18 protein-coding genes are annotated in these 16,166 nt (G+C 65.0%); 5 read left to right on the forward strand and 13 right to left on the reverse strand.

Features of this window, described 5'->3' with window-relative positions:
• Positions 1 to 61: 61 nt before the first annotated feature.
• Genes DL238_RS15475 through rpmF form a run of 3 tightly spaced genes read right to left on the reverse strand, consistent with a single transcriptional unit; the run spans position 62 to position 2,335 of the window.
• Positions 62 to 1,039, reverse strand: coding sequence for a beta-ketoacyl-ACP synthase III (locus DL238_RS15475; RefSeq protein ID WP_115493324.1), 978 nt, complete (start codon positions 1,037 to 1,039; stop codon positions 62 to 64).
• A complete protein-coding gene (gene plsX / locus DL238_RS15480; protein ID WP_115493325.1) occupies positions 1,036 to 2,124 on the reverse strand; it encodes a phosphate acyltransferase PlsX in 1,089 nt (362 codons plus the stop codon). The genes DL238_RS15475 and plsX overlap by 4 nt, the downstream gene beginning before the upstream one ends.
• A gap of 31 nt (positions 2,125 to 2,155) precedes the next feature.
• Positions 2,156 to 2,335, reverse strand: coding sequence for a 50S ribosomal protein L32 (rpmF, locus tag DL238_RS15485; RefSeq protein ID WP_115493326.1), 180 nt, complete (start codon positions 2,333 to 2,335; stop codon positions 2,156 to 2,158).
• Positions 2,336 to 2,561: 226 nt separating this feature from the next.
• On the opposite strand from rpmF, the gene DL238_RS15490 reads away from it, so the two are divergent.
• Positions 2,562 to 2,960, forward strand: a complete 399-nt coding sequence (locus DL238_RS15490; RefSeq protein WP_115493411.1) for an MAPEG family protein — start codon at positions 2,562 to 2,564, stop codon at positions 2,958 to 2,960.
• A gap of 29 nt (positions 2,961 to 2,989) precedes the next feature.
• Here DL238_RS15490 and DL238_RS15495 read toward each other — a convergent pair whose 3' ends face one another.
• The 3 genes from DL238_RS15495 to DL238_RS15510 form a co-directional block, all read right to left on the reverse strand.
• Complete coding sequence (locus tag DL238_RS15495) at positions 2,990 to 3,634, reverse strand: MBL fold metallo-hydrolase (RefSeq protein WP_115493327.1); 645 nt, start codon at positions 3,632 to 3,634, stop codon at positions 2,990 to 2,992.
• Between the two features lie 371 nt (positions 3,635 to 4,005).
• On the reverse strand, positions 4,006 to 5,154 hold the full coding sequence (locus tag DL238_RS15505) for an AAA family ATPase (protein ID WP_115493412.1): 1,149 nt from the start codon (positions 5,152 to 5,154) through the stop codon (positions 4,006 to 4,008).
• An 82-nt stretch (positions 5,155 to 5,236) separates the two neighbouring features.
• Positions 5,237 to 5,932, reverse strand: coding sequence for a S24 family peptidase (locus DL238_RS15510; protein WP_115493329.1), 696 nt, complete (start codon positions 5,930 to 5,932; stop codon positions 5,237 to 5,239).
• Positions 5,933 to 6,033: 101 nt separating this feature from the next.
• Here DL238_RS15510 and DL238_RS15515 point away from each other — a divergent pair, with 101 nt between their 5' ends.
• From DL238_RS15515 to DL238_RS15525, 3 genes are all read left to right on the forward strand, one after another.
• A complete protein-coding gene (locus tag DL238_RS15515) occupies positions 6,034 to 6,234 on the forward strand; it encodes a hypothetical protein (protein ID WP_115493330.1) in 201 nt (66 codons plus the stop codon).
• Positions 6,224 to 6,592 (forward strand): hypothetical protein, encoded by a 369-nt coding sequence (locus DL238_RS15520; protein ID WP_115493331.1) that lies wholly within the window; start codon positions 6,224 to 6,226, stop codon positions 6,590 to 6,592. The genes DL238_RS15515 and DL238_RS15520 overlap by 11 nt, the downstream gene beginning before the upstream one ends.
• Before the next feature lie 134 nt (positions 6,593 to 6,726).
• Positions 6,727 to 7,452 (forward strand): TonB-dependent receptor, encoded by a 726-nt coding sequence (locus DL238_RS15525; protein ID WP_234031144.1) that lies wholly within the window; start codon positions 6,727 to 6,729, stop codon positions 7,450 to 7,452.
• A 15-nt stretch (positions 7,453 to 7,467) separates the two neighbouring features.
• On the opposite strand, the gene DL238_RS15530 is transcribed toward DL238_RS15525, so the two are convergent.
• The 4 genes from DL238_RS15530 to cysS all read right to left on the reverse strand — a co-directional run bounded on the left by DL238_RS15530 (position 7,468) and on the right by cysS (position 13,153).
• Positions 7,468 to 8,898 carry an aldehyde dehydrogenase family protein gene (locus tag DL238_RS15530; protein WP_115493414.1) on the reverse strand — a complete coding sequence of 477 codons (1,431 nt, stop codon included), beginning with the start codon at positions 8,896 to 8,898 and terminating at the stop codon, positions 7,468 to 7,470.
• A 28-nt stretch (positions 8,899 to 8,926) separates the two neighbouring features.
• Positions 8,927 to 10,588 (reverse strand): acetolactate synthase large subunit, encoded by a 1,662-nt coding sequence (locus tag DL238_RS15535; RefSeq protein ID WP_115493332.1) that lies wholly within the window; start codon positions 10,586 to 10,588, stop codon positions 8,927 to 8,929.
• Between the two features lie 64 nt (positions 10,589 to 10,652).
• Positions 10,653 to 11,591 (reverse strand): D-2-hydroxyacid dehydrogenase, encoded by a 939-nt coding sequence (locus tag DL238_RS15540; protein WP_115493333.1) that lies wholly within the window; start codon positions 11,589 to 11,591, stop codon positions 10,653 to 10,655.
• Between the two features lie 119 nt (positions 11,592 to 11,710).
• Complete coding sequence (gene cysS / locus DL238_RS15545; RefSeq protein WP_115493334.1) at positions 11,711 to 13,153, reverse strand: cysteine--tRNA ligase; 1,443 nt, start codon at positions 13,151 to 13,153, stop codon at positions 11,711 to 11,713.
• A 122-nt stretch (positions 13,154 to 13,275) separates the two neighbouring features.
• Between cysS and DL238_RS15550 the strand changes: the two genes are divergently transcribed.
• A complete protein-coding gene (locus tag DL238_RS15550) occupies positions 13,276 to 13,863 on the forward strand; it encodes a DUF998 domain-containing protein (RefSeq protein WP_115493335.1) in 588 nt (195 codons plus the stop codon).
• Positions 13,864 to 13,872: 9 nt separating this feature from the next.
• Here DL238_RS15550 and DL238_RS16455 read toward each other — a convergent pair whose 3' ends face one another.
• From DL238_RS16455 to DL238_RS16530, 3 genes are all read right to left on the reverse strand, one after another.
• Positions 13,873 to 14,301 (reverse strand): hypothetical protein, encoded by a 429-nt coding sequence (locus tag DL238_RS16455; protein ID WP_234031145.1) that lies wholly within the window; start codon positions 14,299 to 14,301, stop codon positions 13,873 to 13,875.
• Positions 14,302 to 14,360: 59 nt separating this feature from the next.
• The gene (locus DL238_RS15560; protein WP_115493336.1) at positions 14,361 to 15,038 is read right to left on the reverse strand and encodes a nitroreductase; all 678 of its coding nucleotides are present in this window, start codon (positions 15,036 to 15,038) and stop codon (positions 14,361 to 14,363) included.
• 78 nt (positions 15,039 to 15,116) lie between these two features.
• The gene (locus DL238_RS16530; RefSeq protein ID WP_115493337.1) at positions 15,117 to 16,151 is read right to left on the reverse strand and encodes a transferrin-binding protein-like solute binding protein; all 1,035 of its coding nucleotides are present in this window, start codon (positions 16,149 to 16,151) and stop codon (positions 15,117 to 15,119) included.
• Between the last annotated feature and the right edge of the window lie 15 nt (positions 16,152 to 16,166).

A 16,166-nucleotide genomic window follows, 5' to 3' on the forward strand; every position in this document is an offset into this window, starting at 1 on the left:
GCGATAATTGCGCAATATCGCAATTGGGCAGCCCGATTTTTGCCCGGCGCGCGATTCGCGACTACATCCGGACGAGCGAGGCACCCCAGGTGAAGCCGCCGCCCATCGCTTCGAACAGCACGAGGTCGCCCAGCTTGATGCGCCCGTCGGCCCGCGCGACGGCGAAGGCCAGCGGAACCGACGCGGCCGATGTGTTGGCGTGCTGGTCGACCGTGACGATCACCTTTTCGGATGGCAGGCCCAGCTTCTTGGCAGTTCCTTCGAGGATGCGGATGTTGGCCTGGTGCGGCACGACCCAGTCGATATCCGCGACCGAATGCCCCGCCTTGGCGACCACATCGGTCAGCACCTGCGCCAGATTGACCACTGCATGGCGGAAGACCTCGCGCCCCTTCATCCGAAGGTGGCCGACGGTCTGCGTGGTCGATGGACCGCCGTCGACATAGAGCAGATCGTGATGGCGGCCATCGGCATGCAGTTGCGAGGTCAGGATACCCGGCCCTTCGCCATCCGCCACCTCGCCGACATCCTCGGCTTCGAGCACGATGGCGCCCGCACCGTCGCCGAACAGGACGGCGGTGGTGCGATCCTCCCAGTCGAGAATCCGGCTGAAGGTCTCCGCACCGATCACCAGCGCGCGGCTCCCCTGCCCTGCGCGCAGCATCGCGTCCGCCACGCTCATCGCATAGAGGAAGCCCGAGCACACCGCTGCAACGTCGAACGCGGCGCAAGGCCCGCAGCCCAGTGCGGCCTGAACCTTGGTAGCGGTGGCGGGAAAGGTGTTGTCGGGCGTCGCCGTGGCGAGCACGATCAGGTCGATATCGCCCGGTTCGACGCCCGCATCGGCGAGCGCGGCGCGCGCAGCGTCGGTCGCGAGCGTTGCAGTGGTCTCGCCCTCGCCCGCGATATGACGCTGGCGGATGCCGGTCCGCTCGACGATCCATTCGTCGCTGGTGTCCAGCTGCTGGGCCAGTTCCCCATTGGGGACGACGCGCGGAGGCAAGGCCTTGCCCGCGCCACGGATAAGCGAGCGAATCACTTGGCTTCGCTCTCGACCTTGCTCGCTGCACCGGCCGCACTCGCGCGGTGGCCGTTCGCCATCAGGCTGTCGCCCAACTCGCCCAGATCTTCGCCGATCCGCGCGGTGAGGTCTTCCTCCAGCAGGCGGGCGGCAACCGTGACGGCATTGGCCACGCCCTTGGCATTGGCGCTGCCGTGGCTTTTCACGACCACGCCGTTGAGGCCGAGGAAGACCGCGCCATTGTGGTTGTTGGGGTCGAGATGATGGCGCAGCAGCTCGGTTGCCGGGCGCGACACGAGAAATCCGATCTTGGAACGCAGGGAGGATCGGAACGCGGTCTTGAGCAGGTCGGTCACGAAGCGCGCCGATCCTTCGATCGCCTTGAGCGCGATATTGCCGGAGAAACCATCGGTCACCACCACGTCGACATCGCCGCGGTTGATCTTGTCGGCTTCCACGAAGCCGTCGAAGTCGATCGCGAGCGTCTTGGCCGCGCGCAGGTGCTGCGCGGCTTCCTGCACCGCGTCGGTGCCCTTAATGTCTTCGGTGCCGATATTGAGCAGCCGCACGCGCGGGCGCGGCCGGCCGGTTACGATTCGCGAATAGGCAGCGCCCATGATCGCGAACTGGACGAGGTTGCGCGCGTCGCACTCGGTGTTCGCACCGAGGTCGAGCATGATGACGTCCTGTTCTTCGAGCGTGGGCAGCAATGCGGCGAGTGCGGGGCGATCGATCCCGGGAAGCGTGCGCAGCGCGACCTTGCTGATCGCCATGAGAGCGCCGGTATTGCCTGCGCTGACCGCAGCGCCGGCTTCGCCGCGCTTCACCGCGGCGACCGCTTCGCCCATCGAGGTGCCCTTGGCACGGCGCAGGGCCTGAGAAGGCTTCTCGTCGCCCGAGATGAGACCGTCGCAATGGCGGATCTCGGCGGCGCCGGCGAGGCCCGGGTGGGCTTCGAGTGCGCGTTCGATGCGCGCCGAATCGCCCATCAGGAGAAAGCTGAACTTGTCGTGCTGGCGCCGCGCGAGAGCCGCGCCTTCGACCATCACGCGCACGCCTTCATCGCCGCCCATCGCGTCGACAGCGATACGCGGCAGGCTCATGTCACTCTCCGAGAAATTTCAAGCGGCGCGATCAGAGACCGACGGCGACGACTTCGCGGCCGTTGTAGTAACCGCAATGCGAGCACAGATTGTGCGGACGCTTCAATTCGCCGCAATTGTTGCATTCGTGGAAGGCTTCGACCTTCAGCGAATCATGCGAGCGCCGATTGCCCCGGCGATGCGGCGATACTTTTCTCTTTGGGACAGCCATGGCGGCACCTGTTCTAAGCGTTTAAAATCGTAACTTGTGAGCCGCCTTAGGCGAGGGCAAAGGCCTGCACAACGGCTATGTCGTGCGGCGCTCATGCTCCGTCAATGGCGGAAGAGGCGCGCTCTATACCGATTTTGCGATGCGATGCAACCATTGTTGGCGCTTGGCGCGCTCAAACCATGCGATAGAAGGCGTGAGGCACGGCTATTCGCGAGGGGGAATGGAAATGGAATTCGTTTTGCCGGTGTCGCTCACCAGCGCGGGCATGTTCGGGCTGCTCGCGCTGTGGCTGGCGGTGCGCGCGGGACGCGCGCGGCTGAAAGCGCGGGTGGGTCACGGCGATGGTGGCGATGCGCTTCTGGCCCGGCGAATGCGCGCTCAGATCAACTTCGTCGAGACCGCGCCCTTCGTGCTGGCGCTGATCATCGTGATCGACCTTGCGGGACGCGGCAGCGGGTGGCTGGCCCCGGTCGCGGTAGTGTTCGTGATCGGGCGCGTGCTGCACGGTTTCGGGATGGATGCCGAGAAAGGCGGCTGGCCGCGGCAGGCGGGCATTGCGATCACCATGCTGACCCTGCTGGGGTTGAGCGTAGTAGCGGTGCTGGTGGGGCTGCGAGTGCTCTGAACGCGATGCGGTAAGTGTCAGCGCGTTGGCTAACCCTCCAGCGCCGCATCGCCCACGAAGGGATTGCTCCGCCGCTCTTGCCCGAAGGTGCTCGTCGGCCCGTGCCCGGGAATGAAGGTGACGTCGTCGCCCAGCGGCCACAGCTTCTGCGTGATCGCATCGATCAGGCTCTGGTGATCGCTCATCGGGAAATCGGTGCGACCGATGCTGCCCTGGAACAGCACGTCGCCCACGATCGCGAACTTGCGGTCGCGGTTGAAGAAGATCACGTGACCCGGCGTGTGGCCCGGGCAGTGGATCACTTCGAGGGTGAGATTGCCGACGGTGACGGTGTCGCCATCCTCCAGCCAGCGGTCGGGCTCGAAACTCGCGGCTTCCATCTGGAAGCGTGCGCCGTCTTCGTCGAGCCGGCTGATCCAGAACCGGTCCGCCTCGTGCGGGCCTTCGATCGGCAGGCCCAGCTCCTTCGCCAGCATCCCCGCCTGCCCGCAATGGTCGAGATGGCCGTGGGTGATGAGGATCTTCTCCAGCTCCACGCCCGCCTTGGCGACGCCGGCCTTCAACCTGTCGAGATCGCCGCCCGGATCGACCAGCGCCGCCTTGTTCGTCTCGGTGCACCAGATCAGCGAGCAGTTCTGCTGCAGCGGGGTCACCGGAAGGATCGCGGCTTTCATCGGCGAAGGTGGGGAGGCAGTGTTGGTCACGGTCATGGAGTGGAGATGGAACACCGATGGACCGGTGGCAAGGGCAGCGATAGCCTCGGGCAAAGCGTAAGGGAGGAGACGGCCCGCCATGAAATCGCATTTCATCCAGTTCGCAGAACCGGGTTCGCTCGCGCTCGCCGCCTGCCAGTCGGCCGCGCTGCGCCGCCCGTCGCCTCGAGGACCAGCGAGGCGCAGCGCGCTGCCCTTGCCGAAACCGACGAGGACGTAGCGCGAGTCACCGAATACATGGTTTCGCTGCAAGACCCTGACCACCGCCTGCCGCCCTCCTGATTAAGGCGCACCGACGCTGCAATCGGCCACAAGCAGTCGCTCGCCCGTACTTATCGCGAGGGCCACTTCCACTCTGGCCTGCCGCGCGCGGGAATGACGGTTTCACCCATTTCCTTGCGAAGCTCGATCGAATGGCTTTCCGGATGCTTTTCAAGCTCGGCGACCAGCCTCGCCGAATGCGAGACGACGATGATCTGGCAGCGCTGCGATGCCTTTACGAGGAGGCTCGCCAGAGGATCGAGGAGGTCTGGATGAAGGCTGGCCTCTGGCTCGTTCAGGATCATCAGTTCGGGCGGACGAGGCGAGAGCAGAGCGGCGGCGAGGAGTACGTAGCGAAGCGTGCCGTCCGACAGCTCCGACGCCACCAATGGGCGCAGCAGACCATGCTGCTGCATCTGTATCTCGAACCTGTCGCTGACCGACAGGACCGCCCCATCGAACGCGTCCGCGATCGTCTGTTCGAGTGTCTCCGCATCGCCGATTTCGAAGATCGTCTGGATGGCCGCCCCGATATCCGACCCGTCGCTGGCGAGCACCGGGGTGAAGGTGCCCACTTGCGCGCGCCTTGCCGGGGCGTCGACGTCGGTGCGCAGGTTGTCGTAGAAACGCCACGCACGCATCCGGTCGCGCAGCAGCAACAGTTCGAGACCATCGGCGGAATTCGCGCAATGCGTCATCATGCTGTCGAAAGCCGTGAGATCGCCGAAGCTGTCGCACCAGGCCCCCGTTTCGGCGCTGCGCACCTGGACACCGTGACCGCGCCTGGCCGCAACGACGTTTGCTCGGCCATAGGTTTCGCCGACCCAGACGGCTTCCACCTTGATCTCGGGATCATGACCGAAGCGGGTGCGGGAAGGGGTCGGCAGGCCAAGATCGATGGCGTAGCCAAAGTCATCCGAAGAAAAGCCGAGCTTGAGGCTGACGGGGCCGCTTCGCACCGTCCCCTGAACCGGCTGCTCTCCCTCGCGCATCGCCCGGCTGAACTTTTCGGGGCCGGCCCACAGCGTCGATGTCAAACCGCCTTCTGCAGCAAGAGCTGCGATCGCACGCCCTTCGGCGACGTCGGCCAGCAGCTTGAGCGCCCGATACAGGCTCGTCTTCCCGCTACCGTTAGCGCCGGTCACGATGTTGATTGGACCCAGCGCTATCGTGACATCCCGCAGGGAACGATACCCGGAGACGGCAAGAGAATTGATCATGCCGGCCAGCATAAACGGCCGCTCGCCGTTTGCGATAGCCTCGCGTTGAAGGATGGCATCCGGCTGCCCGGAACGAACGCCCCTATAGTCGCCCGCTCTTCCACACGACCCGGCCCAGCACCTCGACCTCGTCAAGCGACACCTCCACCGGCGGATAGGCGAGGTTCTGGCTGAGCAGCGCGATCCGGCCCGCCCCCGCGCTCGCCAGCCGTTTGACCATCAGCGTGTCGCCCAGCCGCACGACGTGGACGCCGTCGCGCTCGAACCGCGACCCGCGATCGACGAGGATCTCGTCTCCGTGGCGCAGCAGCGGTTCCATCGAATCGCCTTCCACGGTGAGGGCGGAAAGCATCTTGGGGTCGAAGCCGTTCTCGCGCAGCCAGCGGCCCGAGAAGCCGAAATTGTCGAATGGCGCCTCGCCCCCCGCGAACTGCCCCGGCCCGGCCGCGGCAGCGAGCGAGAGGCGGGGGATGGCGTGGAAATCCTCGTCGTTGGCAGCGGCGCCGCGTAGCGTGTAGGATTTTTCCCCTGAGCCCTCGAATGCGCCGCCCAGTTCGCTTTCATCGACTCCGAAGAATTCGGCCAGAGTACGCCGATCCTGCTCCTCCAGCTTGCGCGGGCTCCCCTTGCGGATGAACTGCTGGAGATAGCTGGAATTGCGCCCGATAAGCGCGGAAAGCCCGGCAAGACTGGCCCCCCGCCCCTTGGCCAGCTGGAGCAGCCGCTCGCGTGCGGGGTCGCTTGCGTCGGCAGATACGGATGTAGGACGTTCGTTCATACGCAATTCCCTATACAAAAGATTTTTCCTAGACAAGTAGGATTTCGCAGGCGAGCAATCCTTCACCGCGGCGACGAATCGATCTTGAGTGAGGGAAAAATATGCTGATTCGAAGGATAGAGAAATTCCTGCGTGAGTTCGACATGCCCGCAACGAAGTTCGGGCGGCTGGCGACCCACGATCCGCGCTTCGTGCTCGACCTGCGCAATGGCCGCATGCCGCGTTCGGGGACCGAGCGCCGCGTCGACGGCTTCATGGAAGAATGGCGTGCGAATGTGGGGGAGCCGCAGCATGCACAGTGAAGCTCTGCCCGCGCCCGCCCCTTCCGCCGCTCGCCGCGGCCATGCCGGAAGGCTCGAAGCCGCGCTCATCGCGCTCGCGGGCGGGCACGGGCACGTGTTCGACCACCGCGAGCGCGGCTGGGCGAGCATCACCTTCGCCGGCGCGCGCCACACGCTGCGGATCACCTTCGACACGCCGCAAGCGATCGAGGGGGGCGAGGCGCTGATCGCAGAGCTTCCCGATCACGAATTCGCGCTGCCCGGGCGGCTGGTGGCCGATGCCACGGTGAGCGCGGTGGATCACGTACAGGCAGCGGCCGACGGTTCGGGCCCGCGCCTCACCGTCACCTGCGAATTGCTGCTGCTCGACGATGCGTGAGGCCCGCGTGCGCGTGCGGCGGGAAATCTCTTTCCCCTGGACACTGTGTCAGGTGTGTCAGCGGACGTATTCGCTTCCACCTTCCTCGGTCCGGCGATAATCTCGCCCATCGCATTGGCGGGGGAGATATCGTCATGAATGGAAAGCTTTTTCCGGTCCGACTCGCGGCGCCGGCATGTCTGGCCCTCGGGAGTGGCGGTTCGCTGGCGGCGCAGGATCTCGAAGCGCAGGAGATCGTCGTCTCCGGCTCGCGCATCGAGCAGGACGACTATTCGGACGCAATGCCCGCCGTCGGCCTGCGGCGACCGGCCGATTTCCTCGTCCAGTCGGTCGTCATACGTGGCGATACGCGCGATCAGGCCGAGCGCCGCCGGGAGATCCGCTCGATGCTCTCCGATGCGGTGCGCCGCGCCAGTGCAGCCGGAGTCGAACTGGCGTATGGCGACTACATCCTGACCACGTTGACGCCGGCCAATCTCGAGCAAATCGCGCTCCAGAACGACAATCGCCCCGATAGCGAGCGGGTGGTGTTCCTGGTCAAGGCGCGGCTCGCCGGGACTCAGTCGGGCGAGCAGGCCGAGGCGCAGATCGCGCGCTTCATCGAGTCGGTGCCCGAGGTGGGGCGTGCGCAGATGGACGAATGGGGCGATTCGACGCTCTCGATCGTCGGGCCGGACAGCTATCGCCCGCAGATCGCCGAACGGATCGCGCAGGACTCCGCAGAAATGGCGCGACGCATGGGCGATGGCTACGCGGTCGAGGTCGAAGGCCTCAACATGCCGGTGCAGTGGGCGCGATCGGGGCCGGGCGAGGTGCTGCTTTACATCCCCTACCGGCTGATGATCGTCCCCCGGCCCTGATCCCGGCCTGCCCGGTCACCGCCGGATCACGAGGTTTCTGATCTCGGTCATGTCCTCCATCGCGAAGCGCACGCCCTCGCGCCCGAGGCCGGAGTTCTTGACCCCGCCATAGGGCATGTTGTCGACGCGGTAGCTTGGGATCTCGTTGATGCATATGCCGCCGTAATCCAGCCGGTCCCACGCATCGAACATCTTGAAAAGGTCGCGCGTGAAGATGCCCGCCTGCAGCCCGAATTCGGAGCGGTTGGTTTCCTCGATCGCCTCGTCGAAGTTGGAGAACTTCATGAGGACCGCCAGCGGCCCGAACACTTCCTCGTTCACCACCTTGGCATCGCGGTCGACATTTTCGAGCAGGGTTGCAGGGATCATTCGCCCGTCGCGCGTTCCGCCGCACAGCAGTTTCGCACCATGGTCGAGCGCTTCCTTCGTCCAGGCCTCGACCCGCTCGGCCTCGCCGTCGTCGATCATCGGGCCGATGAAGGTGTCCTTGTCCTTGGGGTCGCCCGCGACGAGGCTCTGGGCTTCCTCGACCAGCATGTCGCGAAATTCGTCGTAGACGTCTTCGTGAATGAGGATGCGCTGGACCGAGATGCATGACTGGCCGGATTGGTAGAAGGCGCCCTTGATGACGCGCGGCAGCGCATCCTCGAGGTCCGCATCGCGATCGATGATGACCGCGGCATTGCCGCCCAGCTCCATCACGACCTTCTTCTTGCCTGCCCTGGCTTTGAGCGCCCAGCCAACTTCGTCCGATCCGGTGAAGCTGAGCAGCTTGAGCCGCTCGTCGGTGGTGAACAGGTCCGCGCCGTCGCGACTGGCGGGCAGAATCGAGAAGGCGCCCTTCGGCAGGTCAGTCTCGGCCAGCACCTCGCCGATGATGATCGCGCCCAACGGCGTCTTGCTCGCGGGCTTGAGGATGAAGGGGCAGCCGACCGCGAGTGCGGGTGCGATCTTGTGCGCGGCGAGGTTGAGGGGGAAGTTGAAAGGAGAGATGAAGCTGCACGGACCGATGGGCACGCGCTTCCAGATCGACTGGTAGCCCTTGGCGCGTTCGGAGATGTCGAGCGGCAACACCTCGCCGCCCAGCCGCACGCTTTCCTCGGCTGCGATGCGGAAGGTGTCGATCAGGCGCGTGACCTCGCCCTCGCTGTCGCCGATCGGTTTGCCCGCCTCGACGCACAGCGCGTAGGCAAGCTCGTCGAAGCGTTCCTCGAATCGCTTCACGCAGTGTATCAGCACGTCCTGCCGCTGGTAGCTGGCGAGCCGCGCCATCGGCTCCGTCGCCTCGACCGTGCCGACGATCGCGTCGTCGATGATCTCTGGCGTGGCGAGCGCGGTGCGGAAGGCGACCTCGCCGGTGTACTTGTCCGTCACCTCGAGATCGGTGTTGGGCTGCGCGGCCTCGTTGCGAAGGTAGAGGGGGTAAGTGTCCTTGAGCTCTGGCACGGGGGCAATCTCCTTCACCAAGGCAACCTCAAAGCTGCGCGCTGCGTTCCTTGATCTCGTGGTTGAGCAGCGAATCGTTTTGCGAATAGTCGACCGGGCAGTCGATCAGGTGCACCCCGCCCGCATCGCGGCACTGCGCCAGCAGCTGTTCGAGATGGTCGGCGCTTTCCACGCGGTGGCCATGCGCGCCGAAGCTGCGCGCATAGTTCACGAAATCGGGGTTATCGAAGGTGAGGCCATAGTCGGCCAGCCCCATGTTCTTCTGCTTCCAGCGGATCATGCCATAGGCATCGTCGCGCAGGATCAGCACGGTCAGGTCGACGCCCAGCCGCACCGCCGTTTCCAGCTCCTGCCCGCTCATCATGAAGCCGCCATCGCCGCACACCGCCATCACCTTGCGCTCCGGATGGACCAGCGCGGTGGCGATCGCGCTCGGCAGCCCTGCGCCCATACTGGCGAGCGCATTGTCGAGCAGGATGGTGTTGGGCAGGTGCGCCATGTAGTTGCGCGCAAACCACAGCTTGTAGACCCCGTTGTCGAGGCAGACCACCCCGTCCTTCGGCATCGCCCGGCGGATCGCGCCGACGAGGAAGGGCGTGAAGATCGGGAAACGCCGGTCCGCCATCAACGCGTCTGAATGCTCGAGCTCCGCCTCGCGGTAGCGCAGCATGCAGCCCGCATCCCAATCGTCCTGGCGGGTGATCGCTTCCTTCATCTGCCAGATCGCGTTGGCGATATCGCCGATCACCTCGATCTGCGGGAAGTAGACCGGGTCCACCTCCGCCGTGTTGTACGACACGTGGATCACGGTGCGCTTGTCGTCGCGGTGCATGAAGAAGGGCGGCTTCTCGATCACGTCGTGCCCGATCGAGAGGATGCAGTCCGCTTCCTCGATCGCCCGGTGGACGAAATCGCCCGAAGACAGCGCAGCGCAGCCGAGGAACAGCGGCCGTTCCTCGTCCAGCACGCCCTTGCCCATCTGGGTGGTGACGAATGGAATGCCCGTCTTGTCGACGAATTCGCCGAGCATCTTGCTCGCCATGTTGCGGTTCGCGCCCGCGCCGATCACCAGCAGCGGCTTCTTCGCGGCTTCCACCGCCTCGACCGCGATCCGCACCGCCTTGGGCTCGGCCGAGGGACGGCGCGCGACCGACGGGGCGAGCGGCGCGCCATGCGTTTCCTCCGCCGCAATATCCTCGGGCAGTTCGAGGTGGGTCGCGCCGGGCCGCTCTTCCTGCGCCAGCCGCACCGCCTCGCGCACGCGAGCGGGCAGCGTCTCGCCGCTCGCCAGCTGGTGCGCGAACTTGGTGACGGGGTGCATCATCGCGACCACGTCGAGGATTTGGAAACGGCCCTGCTTGGAATGCTTGATCGGCTTCTGCCCGGTCACGGTCAGCATCGGCATTCCGCCGAGCTGGGCATAGGCGACCGCAGTCAGCGCATTGGTCGCGCCCGGGCCGAGCGTGGTGAGGCACACCGCCGCCTTGCCGGTCAGCCGGCCATAGGTCGCGGCCATGAAGCCCGCGCCCTGTTCGTGCCGGGTGAGCACCAGACGAATGTCGGAGCGCGAGAGCGAATCGAGCAGGTCGAGATTTTCCTCGCCAGGGACGCCGAAGACATATTCGATGCCTTCCGCCTCGAGGCACTCGACCATCAGGTCGCTGGTCTTTGTCGCGGGTGCGTCGTTCATCGGTCCCCTCCCATCGTTGGATGCACGATCTATACGGGCGGGCGCGCCGATTTGTTTCTCCGCCTCAATATCCCAGTGCGGGGTCGAAGCGCGGCTCGACCGGTTCGCCTGCGTGCCAGCTGGCAAGGTTTGCGATGAAGCGGTCGGCAGAGCGCTGGAACATCTTCGTCTGCGCGCGGCCCGACAAATGCATCGTGATCTGAGCGTTCTCGAGGCTCCACAGCGGATGATCCTCGGGCAGCGGCTCCGGGTCGGTCACGTCGAGCAGCGCGGCCTCGATCCGCCTGGCCTGCAACGCCTCGACCAGCGCATCCTGATCGACCACGTCGCCGCGCGCGATGTTCACCAGCACGGCGTTGGCCTTCATCGCCGCGAGTTCGTCCGCACCGATCATGTGGTGCGTTTCGGGGGTGGAGGGCACCGCGAGCACGACCCAGTCGAACGCGTCCAGCTTGCCGCGCCACTCGTCGGGCTTCAGCGCGCCGTCCGCGCCCGAGCGGCGCACGGGCACGACCTCCATGTCGAAGGCTTCGAGCCGGGTCTTCACCAGCTGGCCGATCGCGCCGAGGCCGAGCAGCAGCACCCGCTCGCCCGCAAGCTCTCGCTTGCCCGGGCTGTCCTGCAGCCACTCGTGCCGGTCCTGCGCGCGGACCACGTCACGGTAGCCCTTGGCGTGTGTCAGCATCAGCATGACGACATATTCGGCGATAGTGATCGCGTTGATGCCAGCGCCATTGGTGACGATCGTGCCGCGCTCCTCCAGCAGGTCGAGCGGGAGGAAATCGAGCCCGGCATAGATCGAATTGAGCCATTTGAGGTTCGTGGCCGCGGCCACCACCTCGCACATCGGGCCGGGCTGGTTGAAGTCGAACCAGCCGATCTCCGCACGCGGCGCGAGTTCGATCGCTTCCTCCTTGCTCGCGAACCACAGCGGTTCGACCCAGTCAGGCAGCCGCGGCTCGACCAGCGGGCGGATCAGCACAGACAGGACTGCGGTGGTCAAAGGCTCAACCTCTCTTGTCTCGTCGGCCCGGACTCGATCCGGGCCTGGGCTTCTCTTTCACGCGGACGGAACAGAAGTGAAGCACCACCCCGGATCAAGTCCGGGGTGACGGTATGGCCTCACGCAAGCTTCCACTCCCAGCCGAGCGGGTCGCCGTCCATCACCTCGACGCCCTTGGCGGTAAGCTCGTCACGGATCGCGTCGGAGGTGGCAAAGTCCTTCTCCGCGCGCGCAGCCTTGCGGTCGGCGAGGGCCTGTTCGATTTCGTCTTCGGTGATGACTGCGTCCTTCGGGCGAATGCGCAGGTCTTCGCGGGTGAGAGTGTCGAGCTTCAAACCCAAGATTTTATCAACCTCTTGCACCGCTTCCCATCTATGACCTTCATGGACAAAATCTCGTTTGAGCCAGTCTTCCAAAAGTGTGAGCACTTCGGGAGTGTTCAGATCGTTAGAAATTAATCCGCTTAGTCCAGCGAGGTCGGGGCCCTTGTCCTCTGGCAGCATCGCAACTCCCCGGAGCTTCTCGACCCCTATCACCATCCGCTTGAGCCGCGTCAGCGCCGCACCCAGCCCCTCCCACGAAAACTCCAGCTCGCTGCGGTAGTGCGCCTGCAGGCACATCATCCGGTAGGCGAGCGGGTGGTAGCCCTTGTCGATCAGCAGCTGCAGTCTCAGGAACTCGCCCGACGACTTGCTCATCTTGCCCGACCGCTCGACGAGAAAGTTGTTGTGCATCCAGATCTTGGCGCCCGAATGCGCGGCATCGTCCAGCCCGCCGCAGCCGCAATAGGCCTGGTTCTGCGCGATCTCGTTGGGGTGATGGATCTCCCGGTGGTCGATCCCGCCGGTGTGGATGTCGAACGGGAAGCCGAGCAGCTTGCCGCCCATCACGCTGCATTCGAGATGCCAGCCCGGAGCGCCCCGGCCCCACGGCGAATCCCATTCCATCTGCCGCGTCTCGCCCTCGGGCGTGGTGCGCCAGATCGCAAAGTCGGCGGCGTTGCGTTTGCCCTCGACCGTATCGATCCGGCCCTCGCCCTCTTCGGTCACGGCACGCGCCAGACGACCGTAATCCTCCACCGTCGAGACATCGAAATAGAGCCCGCTCTCCAACTGGTAGCAGTGCTTCGCCTCGATCTTCTTCGCGAAGTCGATCATCTCCTCGATGTAGTCGGTTGCGACCGACCACTGCGCCGGTTGACGTATGTTGAGTGCGTTTATGTCGTCCTTGAACGCCTTTGTGTAATGCTCGGCGATGTCCCAGATCGACTGCTTCTGCGTGGCCGCCATCTTCTCCAGCTTGTCCTCGCCCGCATCACCGTCGTCGGTCAGGTGGCCGACATCGGTAATGTTGATGATGTGGGTGAGCTTGTGTCCCGTCCAGCTCAGCGTGCGGCCCAGCACGTCGGCGAAGACATAGGCGCGCATGTTGCCGATATGCGGGTAGTTATAGACCGTCGGCCCGCAGGTGTAGACGCGCGCCTCGCCCTCGTGGACAGGAACGAAGGGTTCGAGCTGGCGGTTGAGGCTGTTGAAGAGCTTGAGTTGCGGCGCGTCGGTCATGGCGGCGCAGATGCGCCAAGCGGCCTCGCGACGCAACAGGCCAGCGCTACACCCGCCAGACGAAAGGCACCGCCATCAGCAAGGATTCCGGAACCGATCCGCTTTCGCGCACGCTCGGCGGCGTGGCCATCGCGGGCTGCGCGATCTCGGTCGCGTGCGACCTGCTGGGCGCAAGCCTGTCGGACCGGGTGGGGCTGGCGAGCGAGACGATCAGCAACCTTGCCGCGGGCGAGTGGGACATTCTCTCCGACCTCGGCATCTATGCCTTCGTCGTCGGGGTGCTCGCGGTGACAATCGGCCTGCTGCGTTGGCGCGTCACCCGGTGGGACTGGCGCCTGGGCGCTGGCCTGCTGGTGCTGCTCGCCGTCGATTACACGCTGATCGCGGCCTACGAGGCCTATTCGACTGGCGATGGCCCGCAGATCCACTACAAGCTGGTCTATTTCATGGGAGCGGCCTTCCCGCTCACCGTGCTGCTGACCGCGGGCCAGTTCTGGGAGATCGAGCGACGGCTGGGCATCGCGCTCTACGCCGGCGGCGTGCTGTGGGCGATTGCCGCGCCCTTCCTGTTCGTGGCGCCCACCGCATGGGACGGCCTCTACGAACGCGCGCTCGCCTTCGGCAAGCTCGGCTGGTTCGTCACCATGGGGGTGATGATCTGGCGCGATCCCGACATCGTGCGGCGGATACCGAAGGAAGAGCGGAGCTAGGCCCAGGCGCTAGAGCCCCTCGCAGTAGTCCGGGTTTCGCGAAATATCGCCGAATTCGCAGCCGCGCTTCAGCTCCTCGCGGATGCGCTCGCACGAATTCTGGATATTGCACGGCGGCCGGGTGGCGGGGGACATTGTATAGCATTGCTCCGACAGCGCTTCCGCCTCTTCGCGCCCCAGTTCGGCAAGGCATGATCCTTCGGTCGCCTGCGCTCGGCTGTTGTCGAGCGGAGGGCGACTATTGGCATATTCGGCGTCGGGAGGGGTGGGCGAAGAGGGCACGTCGTTTGCGGCTGTATCGGGTGTCTGCGTCGGCGCAGGCTGCTCAATAGCGGTATCGCCGCTGGTGTCGGATTCGGCAGGCTCAGCGTCCTGCCCGTTGCAGGCCGCAAGCAGCAGCGCTGCCATCGAAACCGTCGTCCATTGCAATTTGCGCATGTCCGCTCCTTTTCTTCGAGGAGTAGCGCGCCAAAGGCACACACGGTTCCGCGACAGAACTATCTCCAGCCGTCAAAACGCACGTGCTCTTCCAGTGGCACGCGGTTGCGCTCGAAGTCGTTTACCGGCGCGTCCGGGTCGCGATAGCCGATACCCATACCGCAGAAAAACATGTGCGTGTCCTGGCTCACTCCGATGTGCTCCATGATCGGATCGGCGTAGTAGGCGAGGAATTCCTGCGGGCAGGAATCGAGCCCCTCCTCGCGCAGCAGCAGCATGATGGTCTGGAGCCACATGCCCGTGTCGGACCACTGCGCTTCCTTCACGATCCGCGGGAAGTAGCACAGCAGCAGAACGGGCGCGCCGAAGCTGGTGAGGTTGCGGCCCATCGCGGCGGCGCGGCCCGCCTTGTCCTCGCGCTCGATGCCCAGCGATTCGAACATCGAGGCGCCGAGTTCGTAGAGCCGCGCCTTGTACTTATCGTCCTGCTTGGGTCCGTCCCAGTCGTATTCGGGCTGCTGCATGGGCGTGCCGGCCAGCCTGTCGCGCAGCGCCGCGAGCGGCTCGCCGGTCAGGATCGTCGCTTCCCACGGCTGGTAATTGCAGCCCGAGGGCGCCCAGCGCGCTGTGTCCATCACGCGGCGGATGGTTTCCAGCGGCACGGGCGTATCGAGAAATTCGCGCACGGAGCGGCGGGTGCGGACAGCTTGCGAGACGGACCTTGATTGACTGCTCATGCGAAAGAGCTACCGACCGGCGCGCGCCGCGACAAGGATGGCAGCGCTTCGAATCATTCGAATATCGGCCATTCCATCTCAGTATCGCTTCCCCACGGCGCGGGCGGCGAGCACCCCGGTAGCGTGAGATTCTCCCTTCCGAAGCGTGAATGCGAAACCCAATTCGCGTCCCTGCGGCCCATTGAGCGATCCTGCGATCGGGCCACCCCGGCCATCCGTGCTACGGACCGTCCCTTCCAGCATCGGCCCGCCATCGACCAATTTCGCGTCGACATCGAAGGTTATGTCGGTTGGCGTTTCGTCGGCGAGTACCTGAGACTGCATCGTGATAGTTCCGGTGAGCGTTCCGCTTTCGAAATCGAAGACCAACGTGCTGAATTCAGCATCGTTGATATCGTCTGAGTCCCGTCTCTCGCGATATGTCACCATCCGGTTGCCGAGCGCAGTATCCACGACGTCCATCGCAGCCCAAGCCTGGTGCCTCAGGCGGCCGCTCGTCGCCATGTCTTCCTGAAGGGTCGGCGTTCCGGTTATGAAACGGGCGTGGCGGTATTGCCTCTCCCCCCGGCGCGGAACCGCCTCTTCCGTATAGAAGATCGCAAGGGTATGTACCTGATCGAGGCCGGAACCCGGCCTGTCCTGCCACGCTCTGAAGGCATACGCGTGCCGGCGTTCCATTCCGTTTTCGCGGCGATAGTTCAGCTGGTATTCGTCGCGCTGCAGCAAGTCGCTTGCGGAGAAATCCGAATAGGTGTCGAAACCGGCCGCCAGTGAAAAGGTGCCAGCCTCTGCACGATAGCGGGCGTATCTACGCCCGAGCACCAGGTCGTTGTCGTACAGATAGGATTCGATGAAGGTGTTGGTCGTGCCGTCCGCCGACTTCAGATGAGCGATCTCGGCGCCGAAAAGCTCGTAGCTGAAATCCCGCGCCGGATCATAGGCGGTCTGGTAGTCGAATGTAGGGGTGGGGGTCGGGGTGGGCACCGGCGTGGGAGTGGGAGTGGGAGTTCCGGAGATCGGCGGCACGCCCGATCCCGATGAGCTACCGCCGTCTGCACCGCATCCCGCGAGCGCGAGGCAAGCAAGAGCCACCGCCGCCAAACCGTTCTTCATCGCCCATTCCCCCCC

Origin of the sequence: Alteriqipengyuania lutimaris (assembly GCF_003363135.1) — a bacterium.
In the GTDB taxonomy this organism is placed as follows: Bacteria; Pseudomonadota; Alphaproteobacteria; order Sphingomonadales; family Sphingomonadaceae; genus Alteriqipengyuania; species Alteriqipengyuania lutimaris.

Coding starts and splice junctions, on each gene's coding strand:
- DL238_RS15515 (WP_115493330.1), top strand. CDS start 6,034: ATGCTGATTCGAAGGATAGAGAAATTCCTGCGTGAGTTCGACATGCCC.
- DL238_RS15520 (WP_115493331.1), top strand. CDS start 6,224: ATGCACAGTGAAGCTCTGCCCGCGCCCGCCCCTTCCGCCGCTCGCCGC.
- DL238_RS15505 (WP_115493412.1), bottom strand. CDS start 5,154: ATGATCAATTCTCTTGCCGTCTCCGGGTATCGTTCCCTGCGGGATGTC.
- DL238_RS16530 (WP_115493337.1), bottom strand. CDS start 16,151: ATGAAGAACGGTTTGGCGGCGGTGGCTCTTGCTTGCCTCGCGCTCGCG.
- cysS (WP_115493334.1), bottom strand. CDS start 13,153: ATGACCGACGCGCCGCAACTCAAGCTCTTCAACAGCCTCAACCGCCAG.
- DL238_RS15510 (WP_115493329.1), bottom strand. CDS start 5,932: ATGAACGAACGTCCTACATCCGTATCTGCCGACGCAAGCGACCCCGCA.
- DL238_RS15490 (WP_115493411.1), top strand. CDS start 2,562: ATGGAATTCGTTTTGCCGGTGTCGCTCACCAGCGCGGGCATGTTCGGG.
- DL238_RS15525 (WP_234031144.1), top strand. CDS start 6,727: ATGAATGGAAAGCTTTTTCCGGTCCGACTCGCGGCGCCGGCATGTCTG.
- plsX (WP_115493325.1), bottom strand. CDS start 2,124: ATGAGCCTGCCGCGTATCGCTGTCGACGCGATGGGCGGCGATGAAGGC.
- rpmF (WP_115493326.1), bottom strand. CDS start 2,335: ATGGCTGTCCCAAAGAGAAAAGTATCGCCGCATCGCCGGGGCAATCGG.
- DL238_RS15535 (WP_115493332.1), bottom strand. CDS start 10,588: ATGAACGACGCACCCGCGACAAAGACCAGCGACCTGATGGTCGAGTGC.
- DL238_RS16455 (WP_234031145.1), bottom strand. CDS start 14,301: ATGCGCAAATTGCAATGGACGACGGTTTCGATGGCAGCGCTGCTGCTT.
- DL238_RS15560 (WP_115493336.1), bottom strand. CDS start 15,038: ATGAGCAGTCAATCAAGGTCCGTCTCGCAAGCTGTCCGCACCCGCCGC.
- DL238_RS15495 (WP_115493327.1), bottom strand. CDS start 3,634: ATGAAAGCCGCGATCCTTCCGGTGACCCCGCTGCAGCAGAACTGCTCG.